The sequence below is a fragment of the Chromobacterium sp. CCUG 76385 genome, assembly GCF_059916625.1.
The window spans coordinates 26,195-50,816 of record NZ_JAUCGU010000011.1; the positions used below are offsets into that span (position 1 = coordinate 26,195).

General features: G+C 63.1%; 32 protein-coding genes. 23 read left to right on the forward strand and 9 right to left on the reverse strand.

Going from position 1 to position 24,622, the window contains the following annotated elements; all coding sequences use genetic code 11:
- Nucleotides 1-15 precede the first annotated feature (15 nt).
- Both QUG01_RS09465 and bfr read left to right on the forward strand, forming a co-directional pair.
- Nucleotides 16-216, forward strand: coding sequence for a (2Fe-2S)-binding protein (locus QUG01_RS09465; protein ID WP_500829913.1), 201 nt, complete (start codon nt 16-18; stop codon nt 214-216).
- Nucleotides 217-320: 104 nt separating this feature from the next.
- On the forward strand, nt 321-797 hold the full coding sequence (gene bfr, locus QUG01_RS09470; protein ID WP_043624334.1) for a bacterioferritin: 477 nt from the start codon (nt 321-323) through the stop codon (nt 795-797).
- A 66-nt stretch (nt 798-863) separates the two neighbouring features.
- Here bfr and QUG01_RS09475 read toward each other — a convergent pair whose 3' ends face one another.
- The gene (locus QUG01_RS09475) at nt 864-2,450 is read right to left on the reverse strand and encodes a YdgA family protein (RefSeq protein ID WP_500829914.1); all 1,587 of its coding nucleotides are present in this window, start codon (nt 2,448-2,450) and stop codon (nt 864-866) included.
- Nucleotides 2,451-2,610: 160 nt separating this feature from the next.
- Here QUG01_RS09475 and QUG01_RS09480 point away from each other — a divergent pair, with 160 nt between their 5' ends.
- From QUG01_RS09480 to QUG01_RS09500, 5 genes are all read left to right on the forward strand, one after another.
- Nucleotides 2,611-3,792 (forward strand): DesA family fatty acid desaturase, encoded by a 1,182-nt coding sequence (locus tag QUG01_RS09480; protein WP_500829915.1) that lies wholly within the window; start codon nt 2,611-2,613, stop codon nt 3,790-3,792.
- A 166-nt stretch (nt 3,793-3,958) separates the two neighbouring features.
- The gene (locus QUG01_RS09485; protein ID WP_500829916.1) at nt 3,959-4,795 is read left to right on the forward strand and encodes a methyltransferase domain-containing protein; all 837 of its coding nucleotides are present in this window, start codon (nt 3,959-3,961) and stop codon (nt 4,793-4,795) included.
- A 108-nt stretch (nt 4,796-4,903) separates the two neighbouring features.
- On the forward strand, nt 4,904-6,274 hold the full coding sequence (locus QUG01_RS09490; protein ID WP_500829917.1) for a pyridoxal-phosphate dependent enzyme: 1,371 nt from the start codon (nt 4,904-4,906) through the stop codon (nt 6,272-6,274).
- Between the two features lie 71 nt (nt 6,275-6,345).
- Entirely contained in the window at nt 6,346-7,488 is a 1,143-nt protein-coding gene (locus QUG01_RS09495; RefSeq protein WP_500829918.1) for a trans-sulfuration enzyme family protein, read from the forward strand.
- Between the two features lie 52 nt (nt 7,489-7,540).
- Nucleotides 7,541-7,888, forward strand: coding sequence for a RidA family protein (locus QUG01_RS09500; protein WP_103320852.1), 348 nt, complete (start codon nt 7,541-7,543; stop codon nt 7,886-7,888).
- Nucleotides 7,889-7,998: 110 nt separating this feature from the next.
- On the opposite strand, the gene QUG01_RS09505 is transcribed toward QUG01_RS09500, so the two are convergent.
- Together QUG01_RS09505 and QUG01_RS09510 are read right to left on the reverse strand one after the other, a co-directional pair.
- Nucleotides 7,999-8,919: a DUF1853 family protein gene (locus tag QUG01_RS09505; RefSeq protein ID WP_500829919.1), complete on the reverse strand. Its 921-nt coding sequence runs from the start codon at nt 8,917-8,919 to the stop codon at nt 7,999-8,001.
- Nucleotides 8,909-9,670: an RNA methyltransferase gene (locus tag QUG01_RS09510; protein ID WP_500829920.1), complete on the reverse strand. Its 762-nt coding sequence runs from the start codon at nt 9,668-9,670 to the stop codon at nt 8,909-8,911. The genes QUG01_RS09505 and QUG01_RS09510 overlap by 11 nt, the downstream gene beginning before the upstream one ends.
- A gap of 145 nt (nt 9,671-9,815) precedes the next feature.
- Here QUG01_RS09510 and QUG01_RS09515 point away from each other — a divergent pair, with 145 nt between their 5' ends.
- From QUG01_RS09515 to QUG01_RS09560, 10 genes are all read left to right on the forward strand, one after another.
- Complete coding sequence (locus QUG01_RS09515; protein ID WP_500829921.1) at nt 9,816-10,607, forward strand: inositol monophosphatase family protein; 792 nt, start codon at nt 9,816-9,818, stop codon at nt 10,605-10,607.
- Between the two features lie 133 nt (nt 10,608-10,740).
- Nucleotides 10,741-12,222: a multicopper oxidase family protein gene (locus tag QUG01_RS09520; RefSeq protein ID WP_500829922.1), complete on the forward strand. Its 1,482-nt coding sequence runs from the start codon at nt 10,741-10,743 to the stop codon at nt 12,220-12,222.
- Nucleotides 12,223-12,277: 55 nt separating this feature from the next.
- A complete protein-coding gene (locus QUG01_RS09525) occupies nt 12,278-12,604 on the forward strand; it encodes a metal-sensitive transcriptional regulator (RefSeq protein ID WP_103321006.1) in 327 nt (108 codons plus the stop codon).
- A 14-nt stretch (nt 12,605-12,618) separates the two neighbouring features.
- Entirely contained in the window at nt 12,619-12,921 is a 303-nt protein-coding gene (locus QUG01_RS09530) for a hypothetical protein (RefSeq protein ID WP_500829923.1), read from the forward strand.
- A gap of 156 nt (nt 12,922-13,077) precedes the next feature.
- Nucleotides 13,078-13,452: a 30S ribosomal protein S6 gene (gene rpsF / locus QUG01_RS09535; RefSeq protein ID WP_071109338.1), complete on the forward strand. Its 375-nt coding sequence runs from the start codon at nt 13,078-13,080 to the stop codon at nt 13,450-13,452.
- An 18-nt stretch (nt 13,453-13,470) separates the two neighbouring features.
- Complete coding sequence (priB, locus tag QUG01_RS09540) at nt 13,471-13,770, forward strand: primosomal replication protein N (protein WP_071109339.1); 300 nt, start codon at nt 13,471-13,473, stop codon at nt 13,768-13,770.
- 5 nt (nt 13,771-13,775) lie between these two features.
- Complete coding sequence (gene rpsR, locus QUG01_RS09545) at nt 13,776-14,003, forward strand: 30S ribosomal protein S18 (RefSeq protein WP_011137185.1); 228 nt, start codon at nt 13,776-13,778, stop codon at nt 14,001-14,003.
- Nucleotides 14,004-14,025: 22 nt separating this feature from the next.
- Nucleotides 14,026-14,475 (forward strand): 50S ribosomal protein L9, encoded by a 450-nt coding sequence (gene rplI / locus QUG01_RS09550; protein WP_043624291.1) that lies wholly within the window; start codon nt 14,026-14,028, stop codon nt 14,473-14,475.
- Between the two features lie 126 nt (nt 14,476-14,601).
- The gene (locus QUG01_RS09555; RefSeq protein ID WP_500829924.1) at nt 14,602-15,510 is read left to right on the forward strand and encodes a GNAT family N-acetyltransferase; all 909 of its coding nucleotides are present in this window, start codon (nt 14,602-14,604) and stop codon (nt 15,508-15,510) included.
- An 88-nt stretch (nt 15,511-15,598) separates the two neighbouring features.
- Nucleotides 15,599-16,909 carry an anaerobic C4-dicarboxylate transporter family protein gene (locus tag QUG01_RS09560; RefSeq protein WP_500829925.1) on the forward strand — a complete coding sequence of 437 codons (1,311 nt, stop codon included), beginning with the start codon at nt 15,599-15,601 and terminating at the stop codon, nt 16,907-16,909.
- 1 nt (nt 16,910) lies between these two features.
- Here QUG01_RS09560 and QUG01_RS09565 read toward each other — a convergent pair whose 3' ends face one another.
- From QUG01_RS09565 to QUG01_RS09575, 3 genes are all read right to left on the reverse strand, one after another.
- Nucleotides 16,911-17,240: a DUF2322 family protein gene (locus tag QUG01_RS09565; protein ID WP_500829926.1), complete on the reverse strand. Its 330-nt coding sequence runs from the start codon at nt 17,238-17,240 to the stop codon at nt 16,911-16,913.
- A gap of 363 nt (nt 17,241-17,603) precedes the next feature.
- Complete coding sequence (locus QUG01_RS09570) at nt 17,604-18,155, reverse strand: hydrolase (RefSeq protein WP_500829927.1); 552 nt, start codon at nt 18,153-18,155, stop codon at nt 17,604-17,606.
- Nucleotides 18,156-18,233: 78 nt separating this feature from the next.
- Nucleotides 18,234-18,563 (reverse strand): DUF7709 family protein, encoded by a 330-nt coding sequence (locus tag QUG01_RS09575; RefSeq protein ID WP_500829928.1) that lies wholly within the window; start codon nt 18,561-18,563, stop codon nt 18,234-18,236.
- A 95-nt stretch (nt 18,564-18,658) separates the two neighbouring features.
- Between QUG01_RS09575 and QUG01_RS09580 the strand changes: the two genes are divergently transcribed.
- The 5 genes from QUG01_RS09580 to QUG01_RS09600 all read left to right on the forward strand — a co-directional run bounded on the left by QUG01_RS09580 (nt 18,659) and on the right by QUG01_RS09600 (nt 21,523).
- Nucleotides 18,659-19,402, forward strand: a complete 744-nt coding sequence (locus QUG01_RS09580) for a helix-turn-helix transcriptional regulator (protein ID WP_500829929.1) — start codon at nt 18,659-18,661, stop codon at nt 19,400-19,402.
- A gap of 93 nt (nt 19,403-19,495) precedes the next feature.
- A complete protein-coding gene (locus tag QUG01_RS09585) occupies nt 19,496-20,020 on the forward strand; it encodes a GNAT family N-acetyltransferase (protein ID WP_500829930.1) in 525 nt (174 codons plus the stop codon).
- A complete protein-coding gene (locus QUG01_RS09590) occupies nt 20,017-20,523 on the forward strand; it encodes a GNAT family N-acetyltransferase (RefSeq protein ID WP_500829931.1) in 507 nt (168 codons plus the stop codon). Before QUG01_RS09585 ends, QUG01_RS09590 begins: the two co-directional genes overlap by 4 nt.
- Complete coding sequence (locus tag QUG01_RS09595) at nt 20,520-21,023, forward strand: GNAT family N-acetyltransferase (RefSeq protein WP_500829932.1); 504 nt, start codon at nt 20,520-20,522, stop codon at nt 21,021-21,023. The genes QUG01_RS09590 and QUG01_RS09595 overlap by 4 nt, the downstream gene beginning before the upstream one ends.
- Nucleotides 21,020-21,523, forward strand: a complete 504-nt coding sequence (locus tag QUG01_RS09600; protein WP_500829933.1) for a GNAT family N-acetyltransferase — start codon at nt 21,020-21,022, stop codon at nt 21,521-21,523. Before QUG01_RS09595 ends, QUG01_RS09600 begins: the two co-directional genes overlap by 4 nt.
- Nucleotides 21,524-21,643: 120 nt before the next feature.
- On the opposite strand, the gene QUG01_RS09605 is transcribed toward QUG01_RS09600, so the two are convergent.
- The gene (locus QUG01_RS09605) at nt 21,644-21,802 is read right to left on the reverse strand and encodes a hypothetical protein (protein WP_500829934.1); all 159 of its coding nucleotides are present in this window, start codon (nt 21,800-21,802) and stop codon (nt 21,644-21,646) included.
- A gap of 175 nt (nt 21,803-21,977) precedes the next feature.
- Here QUG01_RS09605 and QUG01_RS09610 point away from each other — a divergent pair, with 175 nt between their 5' ends.
- Nucleotides 21,978-22,877: a LysR family transcriptional regulator gene (locus QUG01_RS09610; RefSeq protein WP_500829935.1), complete on the forward strand. Its 900-nt coding sequence runs from the start codon at nt 21,978-21,980 to the stop codon at nt 22,875-22,877.
- A 114-nt stretch (nt 22,878-22,991) separates the two neighbouring features.
- Here the strand turns inward: QUG01_RS09610 and QUG01_RS09615 are convergent, their stop codons facing one another.
- Nucleotides 22,992-23,168 (reverse strand): hypothetical protein, encoded by a 177-nt coding sequence (locus tag QUG01_RS09615; protein WP_500829936.1) that lies wholly within the window; start codon nt 23,166-23,168, stop codon nt 22,992-22,994.
- A 202-nt stretch (nt 23,169-23,370) separates the two neighbouring features.
- Entirely contained in the window at nt 23,371-24,615 is a 1,245-nt protein-coding gene (locus QUG01_RS09620) for a uracil-xanthine permease family protein (protein ID WP_500829937.1), read from the reverse strand.
- Between the last annotated feature and the right edge of the window lie 7 nt (nt 24,616-24,622).

Consider the following 24,622-nt stretch of genomic DNA (forward strand, 5'->3'; position numbering starts at 1 on the left):
CCAGAGGGGGCTTCCATGTACGTCTGCCTGTGCAACGCCGTGACCGATAGCCAGATCCGCCAAGCGGTGCATGGCGGCGCCACGCGCATGTGCGACCTGCGCCGCGAGCTCGGCATCGCTTCCGATTGCGGCAAGTGCGCCTGCATGGCCAATCAGATCCGCAAGGACGCCCAGATCGAACTGTCGTCTTGCTCGGTGGCGCGCAGCGCCGCCTGATTTCCTCCCGCCGCCGGCATTTCCGCTGGTCACCCCGCTATTGCGGCTTGAGATGAAGCCTTGCTGTGCCATAATGCCTGGATGATTTCCCAGGAGGATAGGACATGCAAGGCGACAAGAAGGTCATCAAATACCTGAACCAGATTCTCAAGAACGAACTCACCGCCATCAATCAATATTTTCTGCATGCCCGCATGTACAAGAACTGGGGCCTGAAGAAACTCAACGAACACGAATACGAAGAATCCATCGACGAGATGAAGCACGCCGACAAGCTGATTGAGCGCGTGCTGTTTCTGGAAGGGCTGCCGAATCTGCAGGACCTGGGCAAGCTGCACATCGGCGAAAACCCGAAGGAAATGCTGGAGTGCGACCTGAAGCTGGAAATGGATGCGCTGCCGCTGCTGCGCGAAGCCATCGCCTACTGTGAGACCTCCCAGGACTACGTCAGCCGCGATCTGCTGGAGGACATCCTGGAGAGCGAGGAAGAGCATGTGGACTGGCTGGAGACCCAGCTCGGCCTGATCGAGAAGGTGGGCTTGCAGAACTACCTGCAAAGCCAGATGGAAGACGCGTCCTGACCGATTGCGCGTAGAGATGAAAAAAGGGGCTGTCGCGAGACAGCCCCTTTTGCATGGATGGCGCCCTTAATTTTTGACCTGGGTCTCGGCCGCCGGCGCCGAAGCGTCGGCAGGCTCATCCTGCCAGGGCAGCGGCACTTTCTTCTGATGGATGGTCAGGCCCTGCGCGTTGTAGCTCAGATCGGTGGAGATCTGCCCCCTGTCCTCAACCAGGTAGCCGTCGTTCTTCCATTGCGACAACTGGCTGTCCAACAGGCTGCGCGCCAGGTCTTCCACTTCCTTCATATTCGGCTGCTCTTCCGCCGTGTGGTCAACCGTGAACAGATTGCGGGCCTGGGTCAGCACCAGGTCTTCCAGGGTCTGCCGCGGCAGGCTCAGCTTGGCTTCCGCCTCGATGCGCTTGGCCAGCAGCGTGATGTCGTTCAGGTCCGCCGGGGTCAGCCCGTTGATGCCCAGGCTGCCTTGCAGCTTGGCCTCGCCGGTCGGCATCTTCAGGTAGAACTCGTTGATCAGCAGCTTGGGATTGTTTTCCAGGAGCGGCACCGCGTTCTTCTTGATGGTGTCGACGTATTGCTTGCGCAGCACTGCCGGGTCCACGCCTTCAAACGGAATCGCGCTGATCGCCTTGTCCAGCTTGACCAGCGTCGGGCCATGCAGATGGTTGGCCGACACGTCGAGGCGCATCGGGCCATAGCGATGATCGCTGATGCTCAGCTCGGCAAAGTTGACCTTGCCGCGCGTATTGACGAAGTCGTCCTGCTCGCTGGTGACGATCTGGTAACTGAAATTCTTCAACACCACCGACGACGGCTTGAACTCGCCGGACGGGTTGACGAACTCGCCGACGCGGACGCGCGTCATCAGGTAGATCAGCTCGTTCAGCTTGATGCTGTAGGGCACGCTCTCGTGAGAGGTCAGCTGCACATTGCCTATGGTCAGCTCGCTGGTGCCCAGTTTGACGCCGGTGCCGCCCAGGCGCATGTCGGAGGCGTAATGCACGCCGTCGAACGACACGCCGCCCTTGCTGGACGCCTCCAGCAGGAAGCCCGGCGACAGCGCCTCAGTCTTGTAGTCCTGGTAGTTATGCGAATAGTCGACCTTGAGGTCGAAGCCTTTCCATTTCATCTTCACGCCGGACAGCGCTTCTTCGTAGTCGAAGGCCGGCACGCTGACGTCAAGCAGGCCGCCGCCGCCAAAACCGATGCGGTTGACGATGGTGATCGGCTCCTTGTCGCCGAAGAAGGTCTTCAGCGTCTTGCGGGTGGCGTCGCTCATCGCGAACTCGGTGCGCACCAGCGCCCGCCCCGGGCGGAAGTCGAACGAACCCAAGCCTGGCAGCGGACCATGCTGGATATGGTTGGTGAACTTGATCGTGGCGTTCAGCAACGGCTTCATATTGTCCGGCAGCATGTTTTCGTAAGGGCCGGACAGATGGCGGTTGAACACCAGTTCGGTGGTCTCGCTGGACGAGAACCAGCCGCGTTCGTAACTGTGCGATTTGACCTTGAACAGGGGCAGCCCGGCAAGCATCCGGTATTGCTCCTGCAAGGTGTCTTCGGCCTTGACGCCGGCCCAATAGCTGGAACCCGCGTACAGGACAAACAGGCCGCCGATGGCGGCGCCGGCAATGATCAGCTGACGTTTTGGCAACACTAGTATTTTTCTGAACTAGGGTGAAATGAGGCTCTATGGTACACCAACAGCGGTTTGGATGGTGTGTTCGGCGGCGCGTGCGGGAAAAACGCTCTGACAGCGGCGCCGGCTGTGCTATAGAATAGAGCTTTACCTCTAAGTAATTGGATTGATTCAAGACATGAACTGGCTCAACGGTCTGATGGACCTTCCGTGGTGGGGCTATATCGTTGCCGCCCTGATTCTGACCCACATCACGATTGCCTCCGTCACCATTTTCCTGCATCGCCACCAGGCGCACCGCGCATTGGATCTGCATCCCATCGCCAGCCATTTTTTCCGCTTCTGGCTGTGGCTGACCACCGGCATGGTCACCAAGCAATGGGCCGCGATCCATCGCAAGCATCACGCCCGCTGCGAAACGCTGGAAGACCCGCATAGTCCGCAGGTGCTGGGCATCAAGAAAGTGCTGTGGGAAGGCGCCGAGCTGTACCGCGCCGCCTGCAAGGATCAGTCCATCATGGACAAGTTCGGCCACGGCACGCCGGATGACTGGCTGGAGCGCAACGTCTACAGCCGCCACAACGCCAAGGGCATCGTGCTGATGCTGATCATCGACCTGATCCTGTTCGGGCCGCTGGGTCTGACCATCTGGGCGGTGCAGATGGTGTGGATCCCGTTCTGGGCCGCAGGCGTCATCAACGGCCTGGGCCACTTCTGGGGCTATCGCAATTTCGAGAATGAAGACGCGTCCACCAATCTGGTGCCCTGGGGCATCCTGGTCGGCGGCGAAGAGCTGCACAATAACCACCATACCTTCGGCACCTCGGCCAAGCTGTCGTACAAGTGGTACGAGTTCGACATCGGCTGGATGTATATCCGCATCCTGGCGAGTTTGAAGCTGGCCACGGTGCGCAAGGTGGCCCCGCAGCTGGCGCGAGACCCGTCGCGGCCGCAGCTGGATCTGGAGCATCTGCAGGCCATCATCGCCAACCGCTACGCCATCGCCTCCCGCTACGCGCGCGAGCTGAGGGCGGAATACCGCGCGGAGCTGGCCAAGCTGAGCCTGCCGGAGCTGCCGCAGGTCAACTTGAAGCGCAAGATGAAGGTATGGCTGAAACAGGACGAGAAGGACATTCCGGAAGCCGAGCGCGCGCAATTGGCCAAGGTTCTGGAGCAAAGCCAGGTATTGGCCACCATCTACACGATGCGGCAGGAGCTGACGCGTCTGTGGGAGCGCTCCAGCCTGAGCCGCGAACAATTGCTGCAGGAGTTGCAGGACTGGTGCAGCCGCGCCGAGGCCTCCGGCATCGCCGCGCTGCAGCGCTTCTCGCAGAACCTGAGGCAGACGGCGCTGGCCTGATCCAGACGGCCGCCACGATCAAACCCGCATCGAGCCGATGCGGGTTTTTTCTTGCCTGCGCGCGGTTAGAGTTTTTTTCTATATTCAAATTTCAAATAGAATTTGTTTTCTAAATAGCCTTTGGAAATATAATGTAGACCTGTTGCTTATCCGAGCGAGGTCATCGATGAGTGCATTGCAATTGGCGGAAGCGCCGCAGGATCAGCCGTATATCCATGGCTTTTCCGCTACTGAACAGGCGCGGCTGGTGCGCCAGGCCCGATTTTTCGAGTCCATGGTGTACCGCGACGTCGACTTTTCCAGCGGCGGCCGGCTGCTGGAGGTTGGCTGCGGCGTCGGTGCGCAAACTGAAATCCTGCTGCGTCGTTTCCCGGACCTGAATATCACCGGCATCGACTTCAGCCAACGCCAGCTGGCGGTGGCGCGGCAAAGGCTGCAGGGCAGTCCGTACCAGGAACGCGCCACGTTGCTGCATATGGACGCGGAAGACATGGATTTCGCCCCGGCCAGCTTCGACGGCGCTTTCCTGTGCTGGATTCTGGAGCACGTGCATGCGCCGGAGCGGGTATTGGCCGAAGCGCGGCGCGTGCTCAAGCCCGGCGCCCGCTTGTACGCCACCGAGGCGATGAACGCCACTTTCTTCATGGCGCCGTATTCGGCGCGCCTGCAGCAATACTGGCTGGCCTTCAACGACCATCAGCTGGTAGTCGGCGGCGATCCCTTCGTCGGCGCCAAGCTGGGCAATATGTTGTTGCGGTTGGGCTTCCGCGAGGTGGAAACGCGGGTCAAGACCTGGCATCTGGACAGCCGCGAGCCGCACCGCCGCCAGTTGGTGCTGGATTATTGGACCGAACTGCTGTTGTCGGCGGCGGATCAACTGATCGAATCGGGCCGAGTGGACGCGCAGCTGGTCGATGAAATGACGCGCGAACTGCGTCAACTGCGCAGCGATCCTGAGCTGGTGTTTTTCTACAGTTTCATGCAAGCCAGCGCGGTGGTGTAAAGCCTTGCTATACCTGGGTAGCAAGATGGCGAAGAAGTAGAAAATTTTTTGCTTTTTATATAACTAAAAATTACTGAAAGTAATTTTAAAATAGCCTGGAGTGTTGAGATGAAAGATATGTCGGTTTTGTCGCTGATCGGCAATACCCCATTGGTGAAGGTAAGCCATCTGGATACCGGCCCCTGCGAGTTGTACCTGAAGCTGGAAAGCCAGAATCCGGGCGGTTCCATCAAGGACCGCATCGCGCTGACGATGATAGAGGCCGCAGAGCGCGACGGTCTGCTTAAGCCGGGCGGCGCCATCATCGAGGCCACCGCAGGCAACACCGGGCTGGGTTTGGCCCTGGTGGCGGCGCAGAAGGGTTATCCCTTGACGCTGGTGGTGCCGGACAAGATGAGCCGCGAGAAAATTCTGCACCTGCAGGCGCTGGGCGCCCAGGTGGTGCTGACCCGCTCCGATGTGGGCAAGGGCCATCCTGAGTACTACCAGGACCTGGCGGCGCGCATCGCCAGCGAAACCCCCGGCGCCTACTACATCGATCAATTCAACAATCCGGCCAACCCGCTGGCGCACGAAACCACGACCGGCCCGGAGATCTGGCGCCAGATGGACGGCAAGGTGGATGCGGTGGTGGTGGGCGTAGGCTCCAGCGGCACGCTGACGGGCTTGAGCCGCTTCTTCCGCGCCCACTCGCCCGATACCGCATTCGTGTTGGCCGATCCGGTGGGCTCGGTGCTGGCGGACTATGTCGAAACCGGCAGCTACGGCCAGGCCGGCAGCTGGCTGATCGAAGGCATAGGCGAAGACTTCATCCCGCCGCAGACCGACCTCTCCCTGGTGCGGCGCGCTTTCCGCATCAGCGATCAGGAAAGCTTCGACACCGCTCAGCACCTGCTGCGGGCAGAGGGCATCCTGGCCGGCTCTTCCTCTGGCGCCTTGCTGGCGGCGGCGTTGCGCTACTGCCGCGAGCAAACCCGGCCCAAGCGGGTGGTGACGCTGGTGTGCGACAGCGGCAACAAGTACCTGTCCAAGATGTATAACCGCGATTGGCTGGTGGACCAGGGCATGCTGCGCTTGCCGCAGCTGGGCGGCCTGACCGATCTGATCGTCCGCCGCCATCAGGACGGCAGCACCGTGTCGTGCCATCCGGACGAGCCGCTGAATGTGGCCTACCAGCGCATGCGCCTGCACGATGTATCGCAGATGCCGGTGCTGGAGGACGACCGGGTGGTCGGCGTGCTGGACGAGTGGGACCTGCTGCTGTCGGTGAACGGCGAGCCGGAAAACTTCCGCCAGACCGTGCGCAGCGCGATGAGCGGCCATGTGCAGACCTTGTCGCCGCATGCCACGCTGCAGAATCTGCTGCAGGTGTTCAACGATGGCCATATCGCCTTGATCGTGGACAACGGCCGCTATCTGGGCCTGATCACCCAAGCCGACCTGCTGTCTTTCTGGCGGCGGCAGCCGCGCGCGGCCTGAGCCTCGTCCCAATCACACGGCCCGCAGCGGGGCCGCAACCCTTGCCGAAAATCGCATCGAGAGGATAGAACATGACCGATTTCCACACCCTGGCCGTGACCGCCGGCGCGCATGAAGACGCCTTCGGCGCCGTGATGCCGCCTATCTACGCCACCTCCACCTATCGCCAGAGCGCGCCGGGCGAGCACACCGGCTATGAATACTCGCGTTCGCAGAACCCGACGCGCGAGGCGCTGGAGCGCGCCGTGGCCGAGCTGGAAGGCGGCCTGCGCGGCTACGCCTTCGGCTCCGGCCTGGCGGCGATCTCCACCGTGCTGGAGCTGCTGCCGGCCGGCAGCCACCTGATCGCGGTCAACGACCTGTATGGCGGCACCTACCGCCTGTTCGAGCGGGTGCGCAAGCTCAGCGCCAATCTGGAAGTGACTTACGTCGCCTCGGCCGACAGCGCCGCGCTGCGGGCCGCCATTCGCCCGAATACCAAGATGATCTGGGTGGAAACGCCGTCCAATCCGCTGAACCAACTGGTGGATTTGCATGCGGTGGCCACCATCGCGCGCGATCGTGGGCTGATCGGGGTGGTCGACAATACCTTCGCCTCGCCGGTCAATCAGCGGCCGCTGGATTTCGGCTTCGACATCGTGGTCCATTCCGCCACCAAATACCTGAACGGCCATTCCGACGTGGTGGCCGGCGTGGCGGTGGTCAGCCGTCACCAGCCGGAGCTGGCCGAGCAGCTGGCCTTCCTGCACAACGCAGTCGGCGCCATCCTGGACGCCTTCCCCAGCTTCCTGGTGCTGCGCGGCCTGCGCACGCTGGCCCTGCGGGTGGAGCAGCACAACCGCAATGCGCTGGCCATCGCGCGCTGGCTGGAGGCGCAGCCGTGGGTGGACGGCGTGCTGTATCCGGGGCTGGAGAGCCATCCGCAGCATGAGCTGGCGCGCAGTCAGATGCAAGGTTACGGCGGCATCGTGTCGTTCTACCTGAAGGGCGACGTCAATGCCTTCCTGTCCAAACTCAAGTTGTTCACGCTGGCGGAAAGCCTGGGCGGGATAGAGAGCCTGGTGTGCTTGCCGGCCGCGATGACGCACGCGTCCATCCCGGCCGAGCGCCGCGCGGCGTTGGGCATCCACGACAACCTGATCCGGCTGTCGGTGGGCGTGGAGGGCGAGGCGGCGCTGATCGAGGATTTGGCGCAGGCCCAGCGGGACAGCTGAGCGCTTTGTCGCTAGAATCGACGGCGATAACCCACCGCATATGGAGAACGATATGAGCATCTACCGTCACAAGCAGGGCGCCCGTTTGGCCGAGGCCGTGGTCAGCAATGGCCTGATCTTCCTGGCTGGCCAAGTGCCGGAAAACACCGAGGCCGACGCCCGCGCCCAGACCGAAAACGTGCTGGCTCAGATCGACGCCCTGCTGGCGGAACTGGACTCCGACAAGACCAAGATCGTCGACGTCACCATTTTCCTGGCCAGCCTGGCCGACTACGAAGCGATGAACGCCGCCTGGGATGCCTGGGTGCCGGCTGGCCACGTGCCGGCCCGCGCCACGGTGGAGGCCAAGCTGGCCAATCCGGCATGGAAAGTTGAAATCAAGCTGGTCGCCGCGCGCTGATCGCGCCCGATTGGGACCAAGCCCGCCGCCGCAAGGCCGCGGGTTTTTTTGCGCGCTGGGCATGCCGATGCGGATGGGTGCCTTGCATCGCGTGGCGGCACGGCGGCCTGTCATTGGGCGGGCAGGGCGGCAATGCGGGCTTGCAAATCGGCCAGGCGGTCTGGATCGGGCCAGCCGGCCGGCGTGACGAAGCCGCGCGCCACTTCGCGCCAGCTGCCGTCCGCCGCCGCTTGCAGCTCCGCCACCAGCTGCGGCGCCGGATAGGGCTGCAGCCGCGCGCGCAGATCGCTTTCGTCATGCGTGTCATGCGCGCCCAGCCTGGCCGGCGCCAGCCACGACAAGCGCGGCAGCCAGGCCCAGCGCGAGTCGGCATGGCGGCGCGGCCAGGGCTGCGCCAAGGGCGCGTGCCAGCCGCGCAGCTGATCCGCGGCCAGCGGCGCCGATGGCGCCTGGTCCGCCGCATAGAAGAACCAGCCGCTCAGGCGCGCGCCGACGCGACAGCCGGCAAAGCCGTCCGGCAGGCGGGCGGCGGCGGCGGGATGGCGGCTCAGCGCCAGTTGGCTGGTGAGTTTGCTGGCTTTCAAACGCCAGGCGTCGCGCAGTCCGGGGCCAATCAGTCCGTCCGGGCCTGGGCCCAGTTGCAAGTAGAATTTGCTGGTAGTTTCTAGATGCCAGGGTTCGCCATCCAGCCAAAGCAGGAAGTCGAATTCGCCCAGCGTGCGCCGCTCATCGTTGCAGACGGTCAGGTTTTCGGCGGCAAGGCGGATGTGCGGCGCATGGCGGAACCAGAAGGAAAACAGCCTTTCGGCATAATGGCCCAGCCGCCTGCCGGTGAAGGCCGCCAGCCAGTTCTGCAGCGGCGCGGGGTCCCGCTCCAGCGCCGCCAGCTGCGCCGCGCCCTCGGCGCCCAGCAGGCGCGCTGGCGGTAGGTCCGCGCCGCAGCGCCAGGGAGAAGGCGAGGTCAGCAGGAAGGCCAGGTCGCGCACCGCCGGGTGCGCGTACGGCAGATCGTAGGCAGGCTCAGTCGCCATGGCCGGAAGCTTTGCCGGCGACGCGCTGCACTTGTTTGTAGAAGCCGCGCAAGATGTCGATTTCTTCGCGCAGCAGGCCGGCGCGGTGGAACATGGTGCGCATGCGGCGCATCAGCCGTTCGCTGTTGCGGCGCTGGAAGTAGCCGATTTCGTCCATCGCCTGCCCCAGATGGCCGCACATGCCGTCCACTTCGCCCTGGGTGGCGGTTTCGCCGTCGGCGCGCAGATATTCCACGTCGACGCCGGTGTGGCTGAACAGCTCGTAGGTCATCACTTGCACCGCCATCGCCAGATTCAGCGAGAAATAGTCAGGGTTGCCGGGGATGGTCACCAGCCGGTTGCACTGTTCCACTTCCTCGATGGAGAGGCCGAAGGTTTCGTTGCCGAATACCAGCGCCACCTGTTCGCCGTCCCGCGCGCGGGCGATCAGCTCCGGCGTGGTCTGGCGCGGCGTGGACAGCGGAGTGGTCAGCTCGCGGCGGCGGCTGGTCAGCGCGCAGGCGACGGTGGCATCGGCCAGGGCTTCGGCCAGCGACGATACCACGGTGGCGCGCTCCAGCAGATCGACCGCGCCGGAGGCCAGGGTATTGGCCTCGTCGCTGGGGAAAACTTTGGGTTCGACCAGGTAGAGCCGGCTCAAACCCATGGTTTTCATCGCGCGGGCGGCGGAGCCGATGTTGCCTGGATGGTTGGGCCTGGCCAGCACGACGCGGATGTTTTTCAGAAAATCAGGTACTTGGGGTTTATTCATTGGCGTTTTCACATTAAAATAGCGGGCAAATACCAAAAGCCCGCGCCCACGCGTCGGGTTTTTTTGTTCCTTAACCCAGATTGTTACCGGCGGGTGTCGCGTCATAGACGGGCATCCGCCCATTGTTCAAGTGTAGAGGCCGTCAATGCATCCGATGCTCAATGTCGCGGTTAAAGCCGCTCGCCGCGCTGGCAGTGTTATCCAGCGCGCGTCGCTTAATCTCGATACCATCCGCGTAGAGAAGAAAAAGCACAATGACTTTGTGACCGAGGTGGATCGCGCTGCCGAAGAAGCGATCATCCAAACCATTCTCGAAGCTTATCCGAAGCACGCGATTCTAGCAGAAGAGTCCGGCGCCAAAGGCGTGGGTTCTTCTGAATACGAATGGATCATCGACCCGATCGACGGCACCACCAATTTCCTGCACGGCCATCAGCAATACGGCATCTCGATCGCGCTGGCGCACAAGGGCCAGATTCAGCAGGCCGTGGTCTACGACCCGAGCCGCAATGATCTGTTCACCGCCTCGCGCGGCGTCGGCGCCTTCCTCAACGATCGCCGCATCCGCGTTTCCAAGCGTTTCATGATGAACGAGTGCGTGATTTCCACCGGCTTCCCGGTGGCCGATCAGAGCTATCTCGACCAGTACCTGGGCATGCTGAAGGACGTGATCGGCAAGACCGCCGGCGTGCGCCGCGAAGGCGCGGCCGCGCTGGACCTGTGCAATGTGGCCTGCGGCCGCGTCGAGGGCTTCTTCGAGCTGAACCTGAAGCCGTGGGACATCGCGGCCGGCAGCCTGATCGTGCAAGAGGCGGGCGGCATCGTCACCGACTTCACCGGCGAACAAGGTTGGCTGGAGTCCGGCGACATCGTGGCCGGCAGTCCGAAAGTCCTGGCCCAGTTGCTGCAACTGCTGACGCCGCACGTCGCCAAGTAAGCAAGCATCTCTCCCAAAAACGGCAAGCTCAGGCTTGCCGTTTTTTTTATGCTTGCGCGGCCATGGCGCGGAACCGCTGGCATCGTTGGCGCTCTATGTGCAATATACCTATGTGGGGTATCAAAGGGAGCGAATGATGCAACGTCGTCGGTTGATGCAATGGGGCGCCTCGCTGGCGCTGTCGCCATGGATGATCCGCTCCGCGCGGGCCGATACGGCTCAAGCGGCGCATGGCGGGGAGCAGGCAGAGGCTGTCATGCCTGGCGCCCAGGCTCTGGGCATGCCGAGCGGCGGCCCGCTGCCGGAGGGGCTGCGTTTGCCGTTGGAGCGCAAGGACGGCGTCTTGCACGGGTGTTTGACCGCGGCGCCGCTGAACCTGCCCTTGCTGCCGGGAGGAAAGCCAACGGCTTTCTGGGCCTATAACGACAGTGTGCCGGGGCCGGCCATCGAGTTGCTTGAAGGCGAGACGCTGGCGTTGCGCTTCGAAAACCGTCTGCCTCAGCCGACCACCGTGCATTGGCACGGCCTGCCGATTCCGGCCGACCAGGATGGCAATCCGCATGACGCGGTGCCGTCCGGGCAGGCGCGCGAATACCGTTTCACGCTGCCGCCAGGCAGCGCCGGCACGTATTGGTACCACCCTCATCCGCATGGCCATACCGCGGAACAGGTGTATCGCGGCCTGGCGGGGGTGTTCGTGGTGAGAAGCCGCAATGATCCCTTGGCTCACCTGCCGGAGCGCTGGCTGGTGTTGTCCGATCTGAAGCTGGATGGCGATGGGCAGATCGCCGCCAATAGCGAAGCGGACCGGATGGATGGCCGCGAAGGACAATTCGTGCTGGTCAACGGCGCTTGGCAGCCCAGGCTGACGCTGGGGATGGGCGAGCGCCAGCGCTGGCGAGTGTGGAACGCCACCAGCGCGCGGGTGCTGAAACTGGCGCTGCCGGCGCATGAAGTCTGGCTGGTCGGCACCGATGGCGGCCTGATCGAACGTCCGCGACGCATGGCATATGTATTGCTGCCGCCCGGCGCGCGGGTGGAGCTGGCGGTGACCGGCCGTTTCGCGTCGGGCAAACCATCCGGATTGCTGGCGTTGCCGTACGCCCGCGGCAAGATGATGGGGCCGGAGCAGGACAAGCCCCTGCCGCTGCTGGGCATCGAGGCGGGCGCGGCCGTGGCCACCGCCGCGTTGCCGCGCCGCCTCTGCACGGTGGCGGCTTTGCCCAAACCAACGGTCAGGCGGCGCGTGGTGTTCAGCGAGGATATGGCCAATCCGGCGGCCATGTTCCTGATCAATGGCCAGACCTTTGACATGGACCGCGTGGATTTCATCGGCAAGGTGGGCGAGGTGGAAGAATGGGAGATTGATAATCAGGCCGATATGGATCACCCCTTCCACCTGCATGGCACCCAGTTCCAGGTGACCGAGCGGCACGATGGCAAGGGGTGGAAAAAGGAGCCGTATCTGGCCTGGCGCGACGTCGTCAATGTGCCGCCGGAGCAGAAAGTGCGACTGCGCTTCCGCCAGGACTTGCCTGGCCCGAGGATGTTTCACTGCCATATCCTGGAACACGAGGACGCCGGCATGATGGGCGTGCTCGATGCGCGCGCCTGATGCCGGGCGGCATGAGAATCGGCGATAATGCCGCATTGACTGATCGGGACCGATGATGACCGACTCCACCCATACAAAAGATGATTGCTGCCACGAACACGCGCCGGCCGAACGCACGGTGGTTCAGCCGGGCAAGGCTGCCTTGTTGAAGCGGCTGGCGCGCATAGAGGGACAGGTGCGCGGCATCAGCGGCATGATCGAATCCGATCGCTACTGCGTGGACGTGCTGACCCAGGTGGCGGCGGTGAAGTCCGCGCTGGACGCGGTGGCGCTGCAGTTGCTGGAAAACCATATGAAGGGCTGCGTCTCCCGCGCCATGCAGCAGGGCGACGCCACCGGCATGGTGACCGAGCTGATAGACGTGGTGAAAAAAATCCGCTGAGGCGGGAGGGAAGAATGAAAAAACTGTTATGGCTGGCCGTTCTGCTGGCCGGCGCCGCCCAGGCCGCGCCGATTCCGTTTGCGACTTATATCCGGCTGCACAACGGCATGCAGGAAGCGGAGCTGATTTCCAAGGCCGGCGCGCCGGATTACGCCAGCGACGGTCCGCAGACTAAAAGCTTGAGCGGCAATGGCACGGTGACGGTGGACAGCACGCGCGTCCTCACCTGGCTGGCTAACGACCAGTTGCCTTACACCACCACGGTCACCGTGAAAAACGGCGTGGTGACCGAGATCAGCCGCAGCAAAAAGTTGTAAATCCGCATCGGCCTCGGCGCAGGCTGGGCACATATCCGCAAAATCCACCGACAGATGTTTGCCTAGCTGCGGCAAAGTGCGTAGAATGCTGCGGTTTACTACCTTGCCTTTTGCAACCGCATGGCAAAAGGCTACGAATAGCCAAAAGGAGTTCGCATGCGTCACTACGAAATCGTGTTCATCGTGCACCCGGACCAGTCCGAACAGGTTCCGGCCATGATCGAGCGCTACAAGGGCATGGTTCTGGCCGCTGAAGGCAAGATCCACCGTCTGGAAGACTGGGGCCGCCGTCAACTGGCTTACCCGATCCAAAAGCTGCACAAAGCTCACTACGTTCTGATGAACGTTGAGTGCCAGTCGGAAACCCTGGCCGAGATCGAGCACGCCTTCAAGTTCAACGACGCCGTTCTGCGTCACCTCAGCATCAAGCTGGACCGTGCGATCACCGACGCGTCCCCGATGATGAAGGACGAAAAGGCGAAGAACCTGCTGGACGCCCAGCCGGCCGCCGAGACTGAAGCTTCTGCCTGATAGGCAGAGGTAACGGTCTTGCAGAACCGTCTGCTACTGACCGTCACGGTTGAGCGCGAAGATGCGCTGAGATACACCCCCGCCGGCTTGCCGGTGTTGGAGATGTGGCTCAAGCATCAGTCCCGGCAAAGCGCCGGGGGCTTCGAGCGTGATGTGGCCTGCGATATACAGGCCGTATGGATAGGCGAAGACGCCCGGAAACATGCCGGGAAGCTGGCGGGACAGGTGATGAATGTCACCGGATTCCTGGGCCAGCGCAGTCTGCGCAATCCGCGGTTGGTACTCAATATCGAATATGTTGAATTTGTAAAAGGTTAGTCAAAATGGCTCGTCAACTCTTCAAGCGCAAGAAGTTCTGCCGCTTCACGGCAGAAGGCATCAAGGAAATCGACTACAAGTCCGTTGATCTCCTGAAGGATTTCATCGCCGAAAACGGCAAAATCATCCCGGCTCGCATCACCGGCACCAAGGCCCGCTACCAGCGTCAGCTGACCACCGCTATCAAGCGTGCTCGCTTCCTGGCCTTCCTGCCGTACACCGACCAGCACTAAGACCGGGAAAGGAACTTAAGAGATGCAAATCATTCTGCTCGAAAAAGTTGCCAACCTGGGTCAACTGGGTGATGTGGTGAATGTGAAGAACGGCTTCGCCCGTAACTTCCTGATCCCGCAAGGCAAAGCCAAGCGCGCTACCGAATCGAACCTGAAAGAGTTCGAAGCTCGTCGCGCCGATCTGGAAGCCAAGCAAGCCGCTATCCTGGCCGACGCCAAGGTACGCGCCGAGAAGCTGAACGAAGCCGTGATCACCATCGCCCAGAAGGCTGGTGTGGACGGTCGTCTGTTCGGCTCCGTGACCAACGTCGACGTTGCTGAAGCGGTTACCGCTTTCGGCGTCGAAATCAAGCGTCACGAAGTTCGCCTGCCGAACGGCCCGTTCAAGGCCATCGGCGAATACGACATCGAGATCGCCCTGCACCACGACGTGGTTGCTCCGATCAAGGTGGTTGTGGTCGGCGAAGCTTAATTCCTGTTTCAGGAAGCTTAGCGAAAAGCCCGCTTCGGCGGGCTTTTTCACGTTCATCGATAATTTGGTTGCGCAATGCAACTAAATGCCCTTATGGTTGCGATATGCAACTATTAGGGTGGAGTCATGGATGAGCGTGAATTGCGCGGTCTGTCGCGCGATATCGTCAGGGAGCTGGGCATGCTGGCCGGGCGTTGCGGCGACGTCGAGCTGAGTCCGGTGGAGGCGCATCTGTTGATAGAGCTGGAGGCCGGACCGGCCAGCAATCAGCAGCTGGCGGACCGGCTGCGCGTGGACAAGTCCAATAGCAGCCGGCCGCTGCAGCGCTTGGCGGAGCGCGGCCTGATCGCCTGGCGCGATTGCCCGGCTGATGGCCGCAGCAAGCTGGCCGACTTGACCGATGCCGGCCGCGACTGGCTGCGGCGGCTGCACGCGGCGATGGATGCCGACATGGCGCGGGTGCTGCAGCAACTGGACGAGGCGGAGCGGGCAAGGCTGGAAGAGGTGCTGCGGCTGTACCGGCGCGCCTTGCTGCATGCCGGCAGGCAGCAGGGCTATGCCATCCGGCCGCTGTCGGCGGCCGATAATGGCGCGCTGGCGGCGCTGATTCGGCAGGTGTCGGCCGAATACGGGCTGGGCCAAGGGTGCGGCTTCATGGATCCGCAGCTGGACGCGCTGTTTTCCGTGTATAACCGCGTCGATTCGCGCTATCTGGTGATTGTCGGGCCGGATGGCCGGCTGCTGGGCGGCGGCGGCATCGCGCCGCTGGCAGGCGGAGAGAAAGGCGTGTGCGAACTGCAGAAAATGTACTTCGACGCCGCGCTGCGCGGGCGCGGCTTGGGCCGGCGCCTGCTGCGGCAGCTGTTGGCCAAGGCCAGGGCGCTGGGTTATCGCCAGTGTTATCTGGAAACCACGGCGGCGCTGGCCGAGGCGGTTTGCCTGTATGAGGCCGAGGGCTTTGTCCGGCTGCCGGCGCATTGGGGCGCGACTGGCCATGATGCCGGTTGCGAGATCGCGATGGCGCGCGCCTTGTGAGCGGCATATAAGCCAGCCCTGATCCTGGACAAGCCGCCGTTCCGGTTATCTTGCGACAATCGGGTTCTGTGATAAGGGGAGCGGCATCATGGTTTACCTGCAACTGCTAGTCGTGCTCGGGGCGATTTTCCTTGGCGTGAGGATGGGCGGCATCGGCCTGGGGGTGACCGGCGGCGCCGGCCTGTTCATCCTGACTTTCGTCTTCGGTCTCAAGCCGGGGCACGCGCCGATAGACGTCATTCTGATCATCATCTCGGTCATTACCGCGTCGGCGGCGTTGCAGTCGGCCAAGGGGCTGGACTACATGGTGGAGGTGGCTGCGCGCTTCCTCAGGCGCAATCCGCGCCATATCGTGCTGCTGGCGCCGCTGGTGGGCTGGCTGTCCACTTTTCTAGCCGGCACCGGCTTCATCGCCTTGGCGCTGATGCCCATCGTGGTGGAAGTGGCGGAGAAGACCGGCATCCGGCCGGAGCGGCCGCTGGCCGGGCTGACCGTGGCCTCGCAGAACGCCATTGTCGCCTGCCCGGTGTCGGCCGCCACTGTGGCGCTGGCCACGGTGCTGGCGCCGCATGGCGTTGCCCTGACCGACATCATCATGATCAGCATTCCGGCGACGCTGCTGGGCGCCTTGGCCGGCGGCCTGGCGATGCTGCGCTATGGCTGCGAGCTGGCAGATGATCCGGTGTACCGGCAACGGCTGGCTGCCGGCATGATCGCGCGGCCGCAAAGCGCCGATGCGGCCGACCTGCCGCGCGGCGCGGCCTGGTCGGTGTACGGCTTCCTGCTTACCGTGGCGCTGATCGTGTTGCTGGCGGCCATGCCGCAGCTGCGGCCGGCCTGGCCCGGCGCCAAGGGCATGGAGCCGGTGGCGATGGTGGATGTGATCCAGATGTGCATGCTGACTTACTCCGCGCTGGCGGTGTTGCTGTGCAAGGCTGATTTGCAGGCCATGGTGTCCGGCAGCATGTTCCGTTCCGGCGCGGTGGCGGCGGTGACCATCCTGGGCGCGGCGTGGATGAGCGATACCTTCATCCAGGGCAATCTGCCGCTGTTCAAGCACAATATCGTCAGCATCATCGAAGCCGCGCCGTGGCTGTTCGCCTTCGCCGTGTTCACCATGGCGGTGATCCTGTTCAGCCAGGGCGCCACCACCAAGGTGATGATGCCGCTGGGCGTATCGCTGGGCATCGCCGCGCCGGTGCTGATCGCCATCTATCCGGCGGTGGTGGGCGTGTATGTGTTGCCCAGCTATCCCAGCCTGATCGCGGCGGTGGAAATGGATTACACCGGCACCGCGCGCATCGGCCGCTGGGTATTCAACCACAGCTTCATCGTGCCGGGGCTGGTCAGCACCACGGTTTCGATTGCGGCGGGTTTTGCGTTGATGGCGCTGCGTTGATTCAGTCTTCCGCTTTCAGCACCACGCGGGCGCGCACGCCCGGCGCGCCGTGTTCGGCAATGGCCAGCAGGCGGTCGATATTCGGATGGCTGCCGGGTTGGCTGCGCGCGGCGGCGGTATGCTCGGCGAACAATTCCAGCCCTTCGCGCGCCGCCTTGCGGTCGATATGGCCGTGGCGCTTCACCAGCGCATGGTAGACGCGCAGGGAGCCCGCGGTGCCGGGGCGGTTTTCCAGCCGGTGCAGCGCCTCGCCTTCCGGGCTGAGCAATACGATGGCGTCGATGCCGTCGGTGGCGGGCAGGGTTTGCAGCAGATCCTGGAACGAAGTCATGAGCATTCTCCTTGTTATGTGTGCTTTGCTTTTCCAGTTTAGGATAAGGGCGAAAGATGACAGTTCCAGTGCGGACGTGTCAGCTATCTGACAGGAACGATTAATTTCTGTTTCATTTTGGTGCCATGTCATGAATCTTTGCACCATTCAGGTGCTTGTTCGTCGTGAGATGGCGTAATGCGTCCGTCAAAACCGCGATTTTGAGCATGCAAAAGCTGGCACGCTGTTTGCTAAGTGTTGGGCAAGCTAGTGAGCAGGACCGCAAGGTCCGCGCGCCGGTCTGCAAAGGGGAGGATGAGAGCGGCAAAGCCGCCATTGGACGGGGTTGTCGAAGAGGTAAGCTTCGACAACCCCGATTCATTTTCAGGGCTGCTCGCCCACCAGATAGCGTTGGCTCATCTGCTTGAAATGCTCGCTGCCGGATTTCTCCAGCAGTTCGAACAGCACCATTTCGCGGCTGACGATCACCGCGCCGGCCGCGCGCATCCGGCCGACCGCCAGCTCGATGTCGGATGGTTTGCGGCTGGAGACGGCATCGGCCACCACGAACACTTGCTTGCCGATAGCCAGCAACTGCAACACCGTCTGCAGCACGCAAACATGCGCTTCCATGCCGCATACGATGATCTGCTGCTTTTCCATCAGCGCGGGCGGCAGACACTCTGCCGCCACGCAGGAGAAGTGCAGCTTATCCACTACCTGCGCTTGCGGCGCGGCTTCGCGCAGCGCCGCCAGCGTGCCGCCCAGGCCGCGCGGGTATTGCTCGGAAAACACGATGGGCAGGCCGTGGTCGCGCGCCACGGCGATCAGCCAGCGGCTGCGGGCCAGCAGTCCATCCGCATCGTGCACCGCCGGCAGCAGCTTGTCCTGGATATCCACCACCAGCAGGCCGGCGTTCTGTTTTTGCATCAGCATGATCCACTCCAGTCGATTTGAAGCGACAGCTTAACGCCAAAGCCGCCGGCTGTGGGCTGCGGCGGCTGGAGAATGCTTTTATGCGTTGACGGCCTGTTTGTTCAGCCAGTCGCGCGCCAACTCTCCTACCAGGCGGCGCCCGGGATTGTCGCCGCGCATCCATTCCTGCGGCGGGAACAGATCGAACAGGCCCACTTTGAACAAGGTCGGCACCGCCAGCGCCAATTGGTGTTCCACCTCGCCGCGCTGGCCCTGGTTGTAGGCGGCAAGATTGACCAGCATGGTTGCAACGGTGCCGGTTTGCACCAGGCTGCCGTCGCGCAGTTTCACCGCGGGCAGCGTTTCCCCATCGGCGACGACTTTGCGGTTGATCGAGGAAAGTTCTTCGGTGTGTGCGATACGGTTCATGTCTAGCTCCTTGGGTGGAATGAGCCCTCAGTATCGCGCTGGCGCGAATGGCCTGCTTTAAATATAGTGCCAATATCTATTCAAAAAGAGCCAATATGGAGCCAGCCATACTGTCCGGACTGAGCATGACTGAATTGCGGCATGGCGTCGGCGATCGCACCGAGCGCCATGCCCACGCCGCGGGGCAATTGACCTGGGTGCGCGAGGGCGCGCTGGAATTGGAGGCGGAAACGGAACGCATCCTGCTGGCCGCGGACTGCGTCGGCTGGCTTCCGCCGGGGATGCCGCATGGCGCGCATTACCATGGCGCCTTGCGCGGCTGGAGCCTGCAATTGGATGCGGCGTGGCTGCCATCCGCGCCATCCGGTTTGCGGGTATGGCAGGCGACGCCGTTGTTGCAAGGGCTCTTCCTGCGCTTGGGCGATTGGCCGCGGCAGGCCGACGATGAGGCGGCCCGCCGTTTGCTTGGCGTGCTGGCGGACGAGCTGGCCTGGGCTGAGCCATACCCGGCGGCGCTGGCCTGGCCGCGCCATCCGGCGCTGCGCAAATTGGCGCAGGCTTTGCAGAGCGACCCGGCGCTGGACTGGGATTTGCAGCGCTGGGCCGAGCATATCGGCATGTCGCGCCGCAGCCTGATCCGCCATTTTCGCGCCGAAACCGGCATGGGCGTGGCCGAGTGGCGCGAGCGGCTGCGCATGTTGCGGGCGCAGACGCTGCTGGCGGAGGGGCGATCGGTCAGTTACTGCGCGCTGGAACTGGGTTATGCCGGCAGCAGCGCCTTCATCGTCGCCTTTCGCCGCTGTTTCGGCCAGACGCCGGGGCGGTTCTTGTCCGCATAAAAATTATATTGCAATGCACAATAGTTATTTGGCATGATGGTCTGCCGGGCCTGGCGGCGATCCCGCCAATGCCCATCAACTCAGGAGACCACCATGTCCCAAGCCCATTCCTATTCCATCCGCGCCAGCGAGCCTTCCGACGCGGCCGCCATCCACCGCATCAAGACCCAGCCCGGCGTCTATCCCGGCACCTTGCAGCAGCCCTACCAGCCGCTATCCGCCACGGAAAAACAGCTACTGGAACAGCCTGCGCATATCCATGCGCTGGTCGCCTGCAACGAGGCGGGCGCAGTGGTGGGCTGGGGCGGCCTGGTCGGCAATGACAGGCCGCGCACCCGTCACGCCGCCAGCCTGTTCATGCTGGTGGACCAGGACTGGCAGGGCAGGGGCGTGGGCTCGGCCCTGATGCGGGCGGTGCTGGATCTGGCCGACAACTGGCTGGGCCTGATCCGCATTGAGCTGAAAGTCGTGCACGACAACGCGCCCGCCATCGCGCTGTACGAAAAATTCGGCTTCGAATATGAAGGGCGGCTCAAGCGCGAAACGCTGCGCGCCGGCAAGCTGGAGGACGTGCTGTTGATGTCGCGGCTGCACTGGCCGAGGAGGGCGGAGTCATGAATGGCATCACCTTGCGCCACTTGGAACCTTCGGATGCTGAGGCGATACACCGCATGGTGAGCGACGCGCGCACTTTCGGCACCATGCTGGGTTTGCCTTACCCCTCTTTGCATGCGCGGCGGCAACGCCTGGTCAGCAGCAGCGGTGGACCTGTCTGCGTGTCCGCCTTTTCGTCAGAGGGCGAACTGGTCGGCTGGGTGACATTGGCGCCACATGACAAACCCAGGCTGGCCGGCGCGGCGGAGTTGGGCATCGGCGTGGCTGCCGGCTGGCAGGGCCAGGGCATCGGCAAGCTGCTGATGCAAGAGGCGATGGCGCTGGCGGACAACTGGCTGGGTTTGCGCCGCATCGAACTGACGGTGTTCGCCGACAACGCGCGCGCGCAGGCATTGTACCGCCGCTTCGGTTTTGAGCGCGAAGCCAGGCTGCGCGCCTACGCGCTGCGCGACGGGGCATATCACGACGTGCTGGCGATGGCGCGGCTGAGGGAGGCTTGTATATGAGCGACTATCGAATTCGCCATGCCGAGCTGGACGACGCGCCCGCCTTGCGCGAGCTGATGACGGACGCCAGCGTGGTGCGCAACACGCTGCAGCTGCCGCATCCCTCGCTGAGCCATTGGCAGAAGAACATTCAGCGCCTGCTGGGCGAGGGCCGTTATCAGTTGGTGTGCGTGGATGCGGCCGGCAAGCTGTTGGGCCATGGCGGCTTGTGGCGCTTGGAGGGGGCGCGGCAAAGCCATGGCGCTGGCTTGGGCATCTCGGTGCGCCGGGAATGGCAAGGCAAGGGCGTAGGCAGCGCTTTGATGGCGGCGATGCTGGATTTGGCGGACAACTGGCTGGGCCTGCAACGCATCGAGCTGGGCGTATATCCGGACAATGCCGCCGCCATCGCGCTGTACCGCAAATTCGGCTTCGAGACCGAGGCCAGGCTGCGCGCCCATTCGCTGCGCGAAGGCGAGTATTGGGACACCCTGATCATGGCGCGGAGGGTGGGATTATGATGGCGGGCCGCATCCGCTATCTGTCGCCCGACGATGCGGCCGCGCTGCACGCCATCATCGTCGATGAGAGCGTGTATCGCGACACCCTGCTGCTGCCTTACCCCTCGCTGGCGAGGCTGCGGGACAATCTGCCCAAGCTGTTGCAAGCCAACGATTGCCACTTGGTTTTCGAATCAGGGAGCGGCCAAGTATTGGCGCGCGCCGGCTTGAGCGTTGGCGTCAAGCCGGCGCATGGGGACCGGGCCGAGTTGTCCATCATCGTGCACCCGGATTGGCAGGGCCGCGGCATCGGCGGCAGGCTGTTGGCTGAGCTGATGGACGTGGCGGACAACTGGATGGGGCTGCGCAGGATCGCCCTGATCGCGTACGCCGACAACCATCGTGCCATCGCGCTTTACCGCAAGTTCGGTTTTATCGAAGAGGCGCGTTTGCGGGCGGCATCGTTTCGCGGTGGCGCGTATTGCGATGAGTTGATCATGGCGAGGGTCAGAGCGGTTTAAGCTTGAATTGTTCTGCGCTGCCTTAGGCTGGCTAGGCCCCAGGCATTGGGCGCTGGTAGGTAATGAAAAAGCCGCGCGTTCCTCATGGAGCGCGCGGCTTTTCTTGTCTCAATCAGGCGCTTACTTTTGCGCCGGCGCCTGGACTTGGCTGGTCTGCGCAGTTTGGCTGTTCATGCGGTCGCGCATGGATTTCATATTGTCGTAGCCGTCGCTGCCGGCTACGGCGGCGCCGGACAGCAGGATCAGGGACAGGGCGGCGATGGCGGTTTGCTTCAGCATGGTGGTTTCCTTTTTGATGTGTGTCCAGCAAACGGTTATGCATCAAAATTACTGATGCTGATTCTGTGGTTTTGCTGGTGTGCTTTTGACGGAATTCATTCTATGGTCAAGATGACTGCGATAAAATCGGAAAGAATCGAAGCAGGTTGTCAAAATTATTGAATGAAGTGCACAGATGAAACTGACATTGGAAGCGTTGCAGGTGCTGGATGCGATCGAACAGCACGGCAGTTTCGCCGCTGCGGCGGAGGCCTTGTTCAAGGTGCCGTCAGCCTTGACTTATACCGTGCAGAAGCTGGAGCAGGGCCTGGGCGTAGCCATCTACGACCGCAGCGGGCATCGCGCCAAGCTGACGCCGGCCGGCGAGCGCTTGCTGAAAGACGGCCGCCACCTGCTGGACGCGGCGCGGCAGCTGGAGTTGCGCGTCAGCAAGCAGGCGCAGGGTTGGGAGGATACCTTGCGCATCGTGGTGGGCGATCTGGTCGATTTCTCGAACCTGCTGCCGGCCATCGCCGACTTCGACAAACTGGAGTCGGCTACCCGCTTGTATTTCATCCGCGAGAGCTTTGGCGGCATCTGGGACGCGCTGTATGACGACCGCGCCGATCTGGTGATAGGCGCGCCGAATCAGCCGCCTCCGGGCGACTACTTCACCCGCAATATTGGCGACTACGTCTTTGTCCTGGTGGTGGCGAAGGATCATCCCCTGGCCCGTGCGCCGGAGCCAGTGCCGCCGCATGTGCTGCGGCGCCACCGCGCGGTGGCCGTTGGCGATACTTCACGCCGCTTGCCGGCCCGCACCGGCGGTTTGCTGGAAGGGCTGCCGGTATTGACGGTGCATGGCAGCCAGGCCAAGCTGCAGGCCATTTTGGCCGGGCTGGGCAGCGGCCATCTGCCGCGCTCGCATGTGCAGGCTTATCTGGAAAGCGGCCAACTGGTGGAAAAGGCCGAAGAGGAGAGCGGCAGTTTCCCGCCGATGTGCTTCGCCTGGAAACAGGAACAGCCGGGGCGCGCCTTGCAGTGGTTTATCCAGCGGCTGGAGCGGGCGGTGGCGCAAGGTGAGCTGCGCGTCTAGGGCCAGCTGGCAAGGCGCGGATGCGGCGGCGTTGTTGGCTTTGCCGCGTTTCGAGGCGCGGGCGGCAGGGCGGAATTGACGCCTGCCAGAGCTGAGGCAGGCGTCCAGGCATGCTCAGCTATTGGATGACATGGAGTTGACTTGCGGGATCATTGGCGCCGCTTGGCCGTGCAACTTGGCGTTCATCCTGCCGCGCATCGCCCACATATTGGAGAACCCTTCGCTGCCGGCCATGGCTTGGCCGGATAGCATGAGCAGGGTGAGCGCGCTGATGAAGAGGGTTTTCAACATGGCTTTTTCCTTATTGCTTGAGTGGAATCCGGCCGTGTCAAGCCGCTGTGGGCAGGTGATGCTTGGTTGGGCAGCAGTTTGGCTCCGGTCAACTGCGCCGCGGCCACCGTGTAGCTGCGGCGCTGATTGACAGTGTAGATCGCGTCATGTCATTTGACATGGAATAGTTGTAAATGATTCTGAAAATCAGATACTTACTTGCTTATATGTCCTGCCCCTCGACGATGCCGTCATGCGCAGCGGCTTTGCGCGGCAGAACCAGGTTCAGAATGATGGCGAGCAAGGAGCACAGGCCCACGCCGGCCAGGGCGAAGTCGCCCAGCTTCAGCGTCAGGCCGCCGATGCCGGCGGTCAGCACCACCGAGATGATCACCAGATTGCGCGGCTCCATCAGGTCCACCTTGGCTTCGATCAGCGTCTTCAGGCCGATGGAGGCGATGGTGCCGAACAGCAGCACCATGATGCCGCCCATCACCGGCATCGGGATCGATTGCAGCAGCGCGTTGAACTTGCCGAAGAAGGCCATGCAGATGGCGAAGATGGCGGCCCAGGTCATGGTCACCGGGTTGAAGTTGCGGGTGATCATCACCGCGCCGGTCACTTCGGCATAGGTGGTCACCGGCGGGCCGCCGATCAGGCCGGCCACGCACACGCCCAGGCCGTCGCCGGCCAGCGTGCGGTGCAGGCCCGGCGTTTTGATGTAGTCCTTGCCGGTGACGCCGCCGATGGCCATCACGCCGCCGATGTGCTCGATGGCCGGGGCGATGGCCACCGGCAGCATGAAGGCGGCCGCGGCCCAGTTGACTTCCGGGCTGTGGAAGGTGGGCATGGCGAACCACGGCGCGGCGGCCAGCTTGGCGAAGTCCACCGCGCCCATGAAGCCGGCGGCGATGTAGCCGACGGTGACGCCGGCCAGAATCGGCACCAGCTTGAACATACCGCGCGCGTAGATGGAGACGACGATGGTGGTGGCCAGCGAAATCGCCGCCAGGATCAGCGAGGTCTCATACGGCAGCACCTGCTTGCCGCCGGCCTGGCCCATGGCCATGCCGGAAGCGGCGGTGGCGACCGACAGGCCGATGATCATGATCACCGGGCCGATCACCACCGGCGGCAGCAGCTTGTTGACCAGCGCCATGCCGCGCCAGCGCACGATGGCGGCGAACACGAAGTACATGAAGCCGGCGGCGAACAGGCCGAACATGGTCGCGCCCGGTCCCCAGGTGTGCATGGAGTAGATGATGGGGCCGATGAAGGCGAAAGAGGAGCCGAGGAAGATCGGCACCTGGCGCCCCGTGCAGGCCTGGAACAGCAGGGTGCCGAGGCCGGCGCCCAACAGCGCCATGGCCGGATTCAGGCCGGTGAGCAGCGGCACCAGCACCAGCGCGCCGAAGGCGACGAACAGGATCTGGGCGCCGGACACCGCCAGCTTGAGTTGTTGAAGCATCATTCTT

What these genes read in the sequence shown, in the direction of transcription:
- QUG01_RS09465 (WP_500829913.1), top strand. Translation starts at nt 16, where the DNA reads ATGTACGTCTGCCTGTGCAACGCCGTGACCGATAGCCAGATCCGCCAA.
- bfr (WP_043624334.1), top strand. Translation starts at nt 321, where the DNA reads ATGCAAGGCGACAAGAAGGTCATCAAATACCTGAACCAGATTCTCAAG.
- QUG01_RS09480 (WP_500829915.1), top strand. Translation starts at nt 2,611, where the DNA reads ATGAACTGGCTCAACGGTCTGATGGACCTTCCGTGGTGGGGCTATATC.
- QUG01_RS09485 (WP_500829916.1), top strand. Translation starts at nt 3,959, where the DNA reads ATGAGTGCATTGCAATTGGCGGAAGCGCCGCAGGATCAGCCGTATATC.
- QUG01_RS09490 (WP_500829917.1), top strand. Translation starts at nt 4,904, where the DNA reads ATGAAAGATATGTCGGTTTTGTCGCTGATCGGCAATACCCCATTGGTG.
- QUG01_RS09495 (WP_500829918.1), top strand. Translation starts at nt 6,346, where the DNA reads ATGACCGATTTCCACACCCTGGCCGTGACCGCCGGCGCGCATGAAGAC.
- QUG01_RS09500 (WP_103320852.1), top strand. Translation starts at nt 7,541, where the DNA reads ATGAGCATCTACCGTCACAAGCAGGGCGCCCGTTTGGCCGAGGCCGTG.
- QUG01_RS09505 (WP_500829919.1), bottom strand. Translation starts at nt 8,919, where the DNA reads ATGGCGACTGAGCCTGCCTACGATCTGCCGTACGCGCACCCGGCGGTG.
- QUG01_RS09510 (WP_500829920.1), bottom strand. Translation starts at nt 9,670, where the DNA reads ATGAATAAACCCCAAGTACCTGATTTTCTGAAAAACATCCGCGTCGTG.
- QUG01_RS09515 (WP_500829921.1), top strand. Translation starts at nt 9,816, where the DNA reads ATGCATCCGATGCTCAATGTCGCGGTTAAAGCCGCTCGCCGCGCTGGC.
- QUG01_RS09520 (WP_500829922.1), top strand. Translation starts at nt 10,741, where the DNA reads ATGATGCAACGTCGTCGGTTGATGCAATGGGGCGCCTCGCTGGCGCTG.
- QUG01_RS09525 (WP_103321006.1), top strand. Translation starts at nt 12,278, where the DNA reads ATGACCGACTCCACCCATACAAAAGATGATTGCTGCCACGAACACGCG.
- QUG01_RS09530 (WP_500829923.1), top strand. Translation starts at nt 12,619, where the DNA reads ATGAAAAAACTGTTATGGCTGGCCGTTCTGCTGGCCGGCGCCGCCCAG.
- rpsF (WP_071109338.1), top strand. Translation starts at nt 13,078, where the DNA reads ATGCGTCACTACGAAATCGTGTTCATCGTGCACCCGGACCAGTCCGAA.
- rpsR (WP_011137185.1), top strand. Translation starts at nt 13,776, where the DNA reads ATGGCTCGTCAACTCTTCAAGCGCAAGAAGTTCTGCCGCTTCACGGCA.
- rplI (WP_043624291.1), top strand. Translation starts at nt 14,026, where the DNA reads ATGCAAATCATTCTGCTCGAAAAAGTTGCCAACCTGGGTCAACTGGGT.
- QUG01_RS09555 (WP_500829924.1), top strand. Translation starts at nt 14,602, where the DNA reads ATGGATGAGCGTGAATTGCGCGGTCTGTCGCGCGATATCGTCAGGGAG.
- QUG01_RS09560 (WP_500829925.1), top strand. Translation starts at nt 15,599, where the DNA reads ATGGTTTACCTGCAACTGCTAGTCGTGCTCGGGGCGATTTTCCTTGGC.
- QUG01_RS09565 (WP_500829926.1), bottom strand. Translation starts at nt 17,240, where the DNA reads ATGACTTCGTTCCAGGATCTGCTGCAAACCCTGCCCGCCACCGACGGC.
- QUG01_RS09570 (WP_500829927.1), bottom strand. Translation starts at nt 18,155, where the DNA reads ATGCTGATGCAAAAACAGAACGCCGGCCTGCTGGTGGTGGATATCCAG.
- QUG01_RS09575 (WP_500829928.1), bottom strand. Translation starts at nt 18,563, where the DNA reads ATGAACCGTATCGCACACACCGAAGAACTTTCCTCGATCAACCGCAAA.
- QUG01_RS09580 (WP_500829929.1), top strand. Translation starts at nt 18,659, where the DNA reads ATGGAGCCAGCCATACTGTCCGGACTGAGCATGACTGAATTGCGGCAT.
- QUG01_RS09585 (WP_500829930.1), top strand. Translation starts at nt 19,496, where the DNA reads ATGTCCCAAGCCCATTCCTATTCCATCCGCGCCAGCGAGCCTTCCGAC.
- QUG01_RS09590 (WP_500829931.1), top strand. Translation starts at nt 20,017, where the DNA reads ATGAATGGCATCACCTTGCGCCACTTGGAACCTTCGGATGCTGAGGCG.
- QUG01_RS09595 (WP_500829932.1), top strand. Translation starts at nt 20,520, where the DNA reads ATGAGCGACTATCGAATTCGCCATGCCGAGCTGGACGACGCGCCCGCC.
- QUG01_RS09600 (WP_500829933.1), top strand. Translation starts at nt 21,020, where the DNA reads ATGATGGCGGGCCGCATCCGCTATCTGTCGCCCGACGATGCGGCCGCG.
- QUG01_RS09605 (WP_500829934.1), bottom strand. Translation starts at nt 21,802, where the DNA reads ATGCTGAAGCAAACCGCCATCGCCGCCCTGTCCCTGATCCTGCTGTCC.
- QUG01_RS09610 (WP_500829935.1), top strand. Translation starts at nt 21,978, where the DNA reads ATGAAACTGACATTGGAAGCGTTGCAGGTGCTGGATGCGATCGAACAG.
- QUG01_RS09615 (WP_500829936.1), bottom strand. Translation starts at nt 23,168, where the DNA reads ATGTTGAAAACCCTCTTCATCAGCGCGCTCACCCTGCTCATGCTATCC.
- QUG01_RS09620 (WP_500829937.1), bottom strand. Translation starts at nt 24,615, where the DNA reads ATGCTTCAACAACTCAAGCTGGCGGTGTCCGGCGCCCAGATCCTGTTC.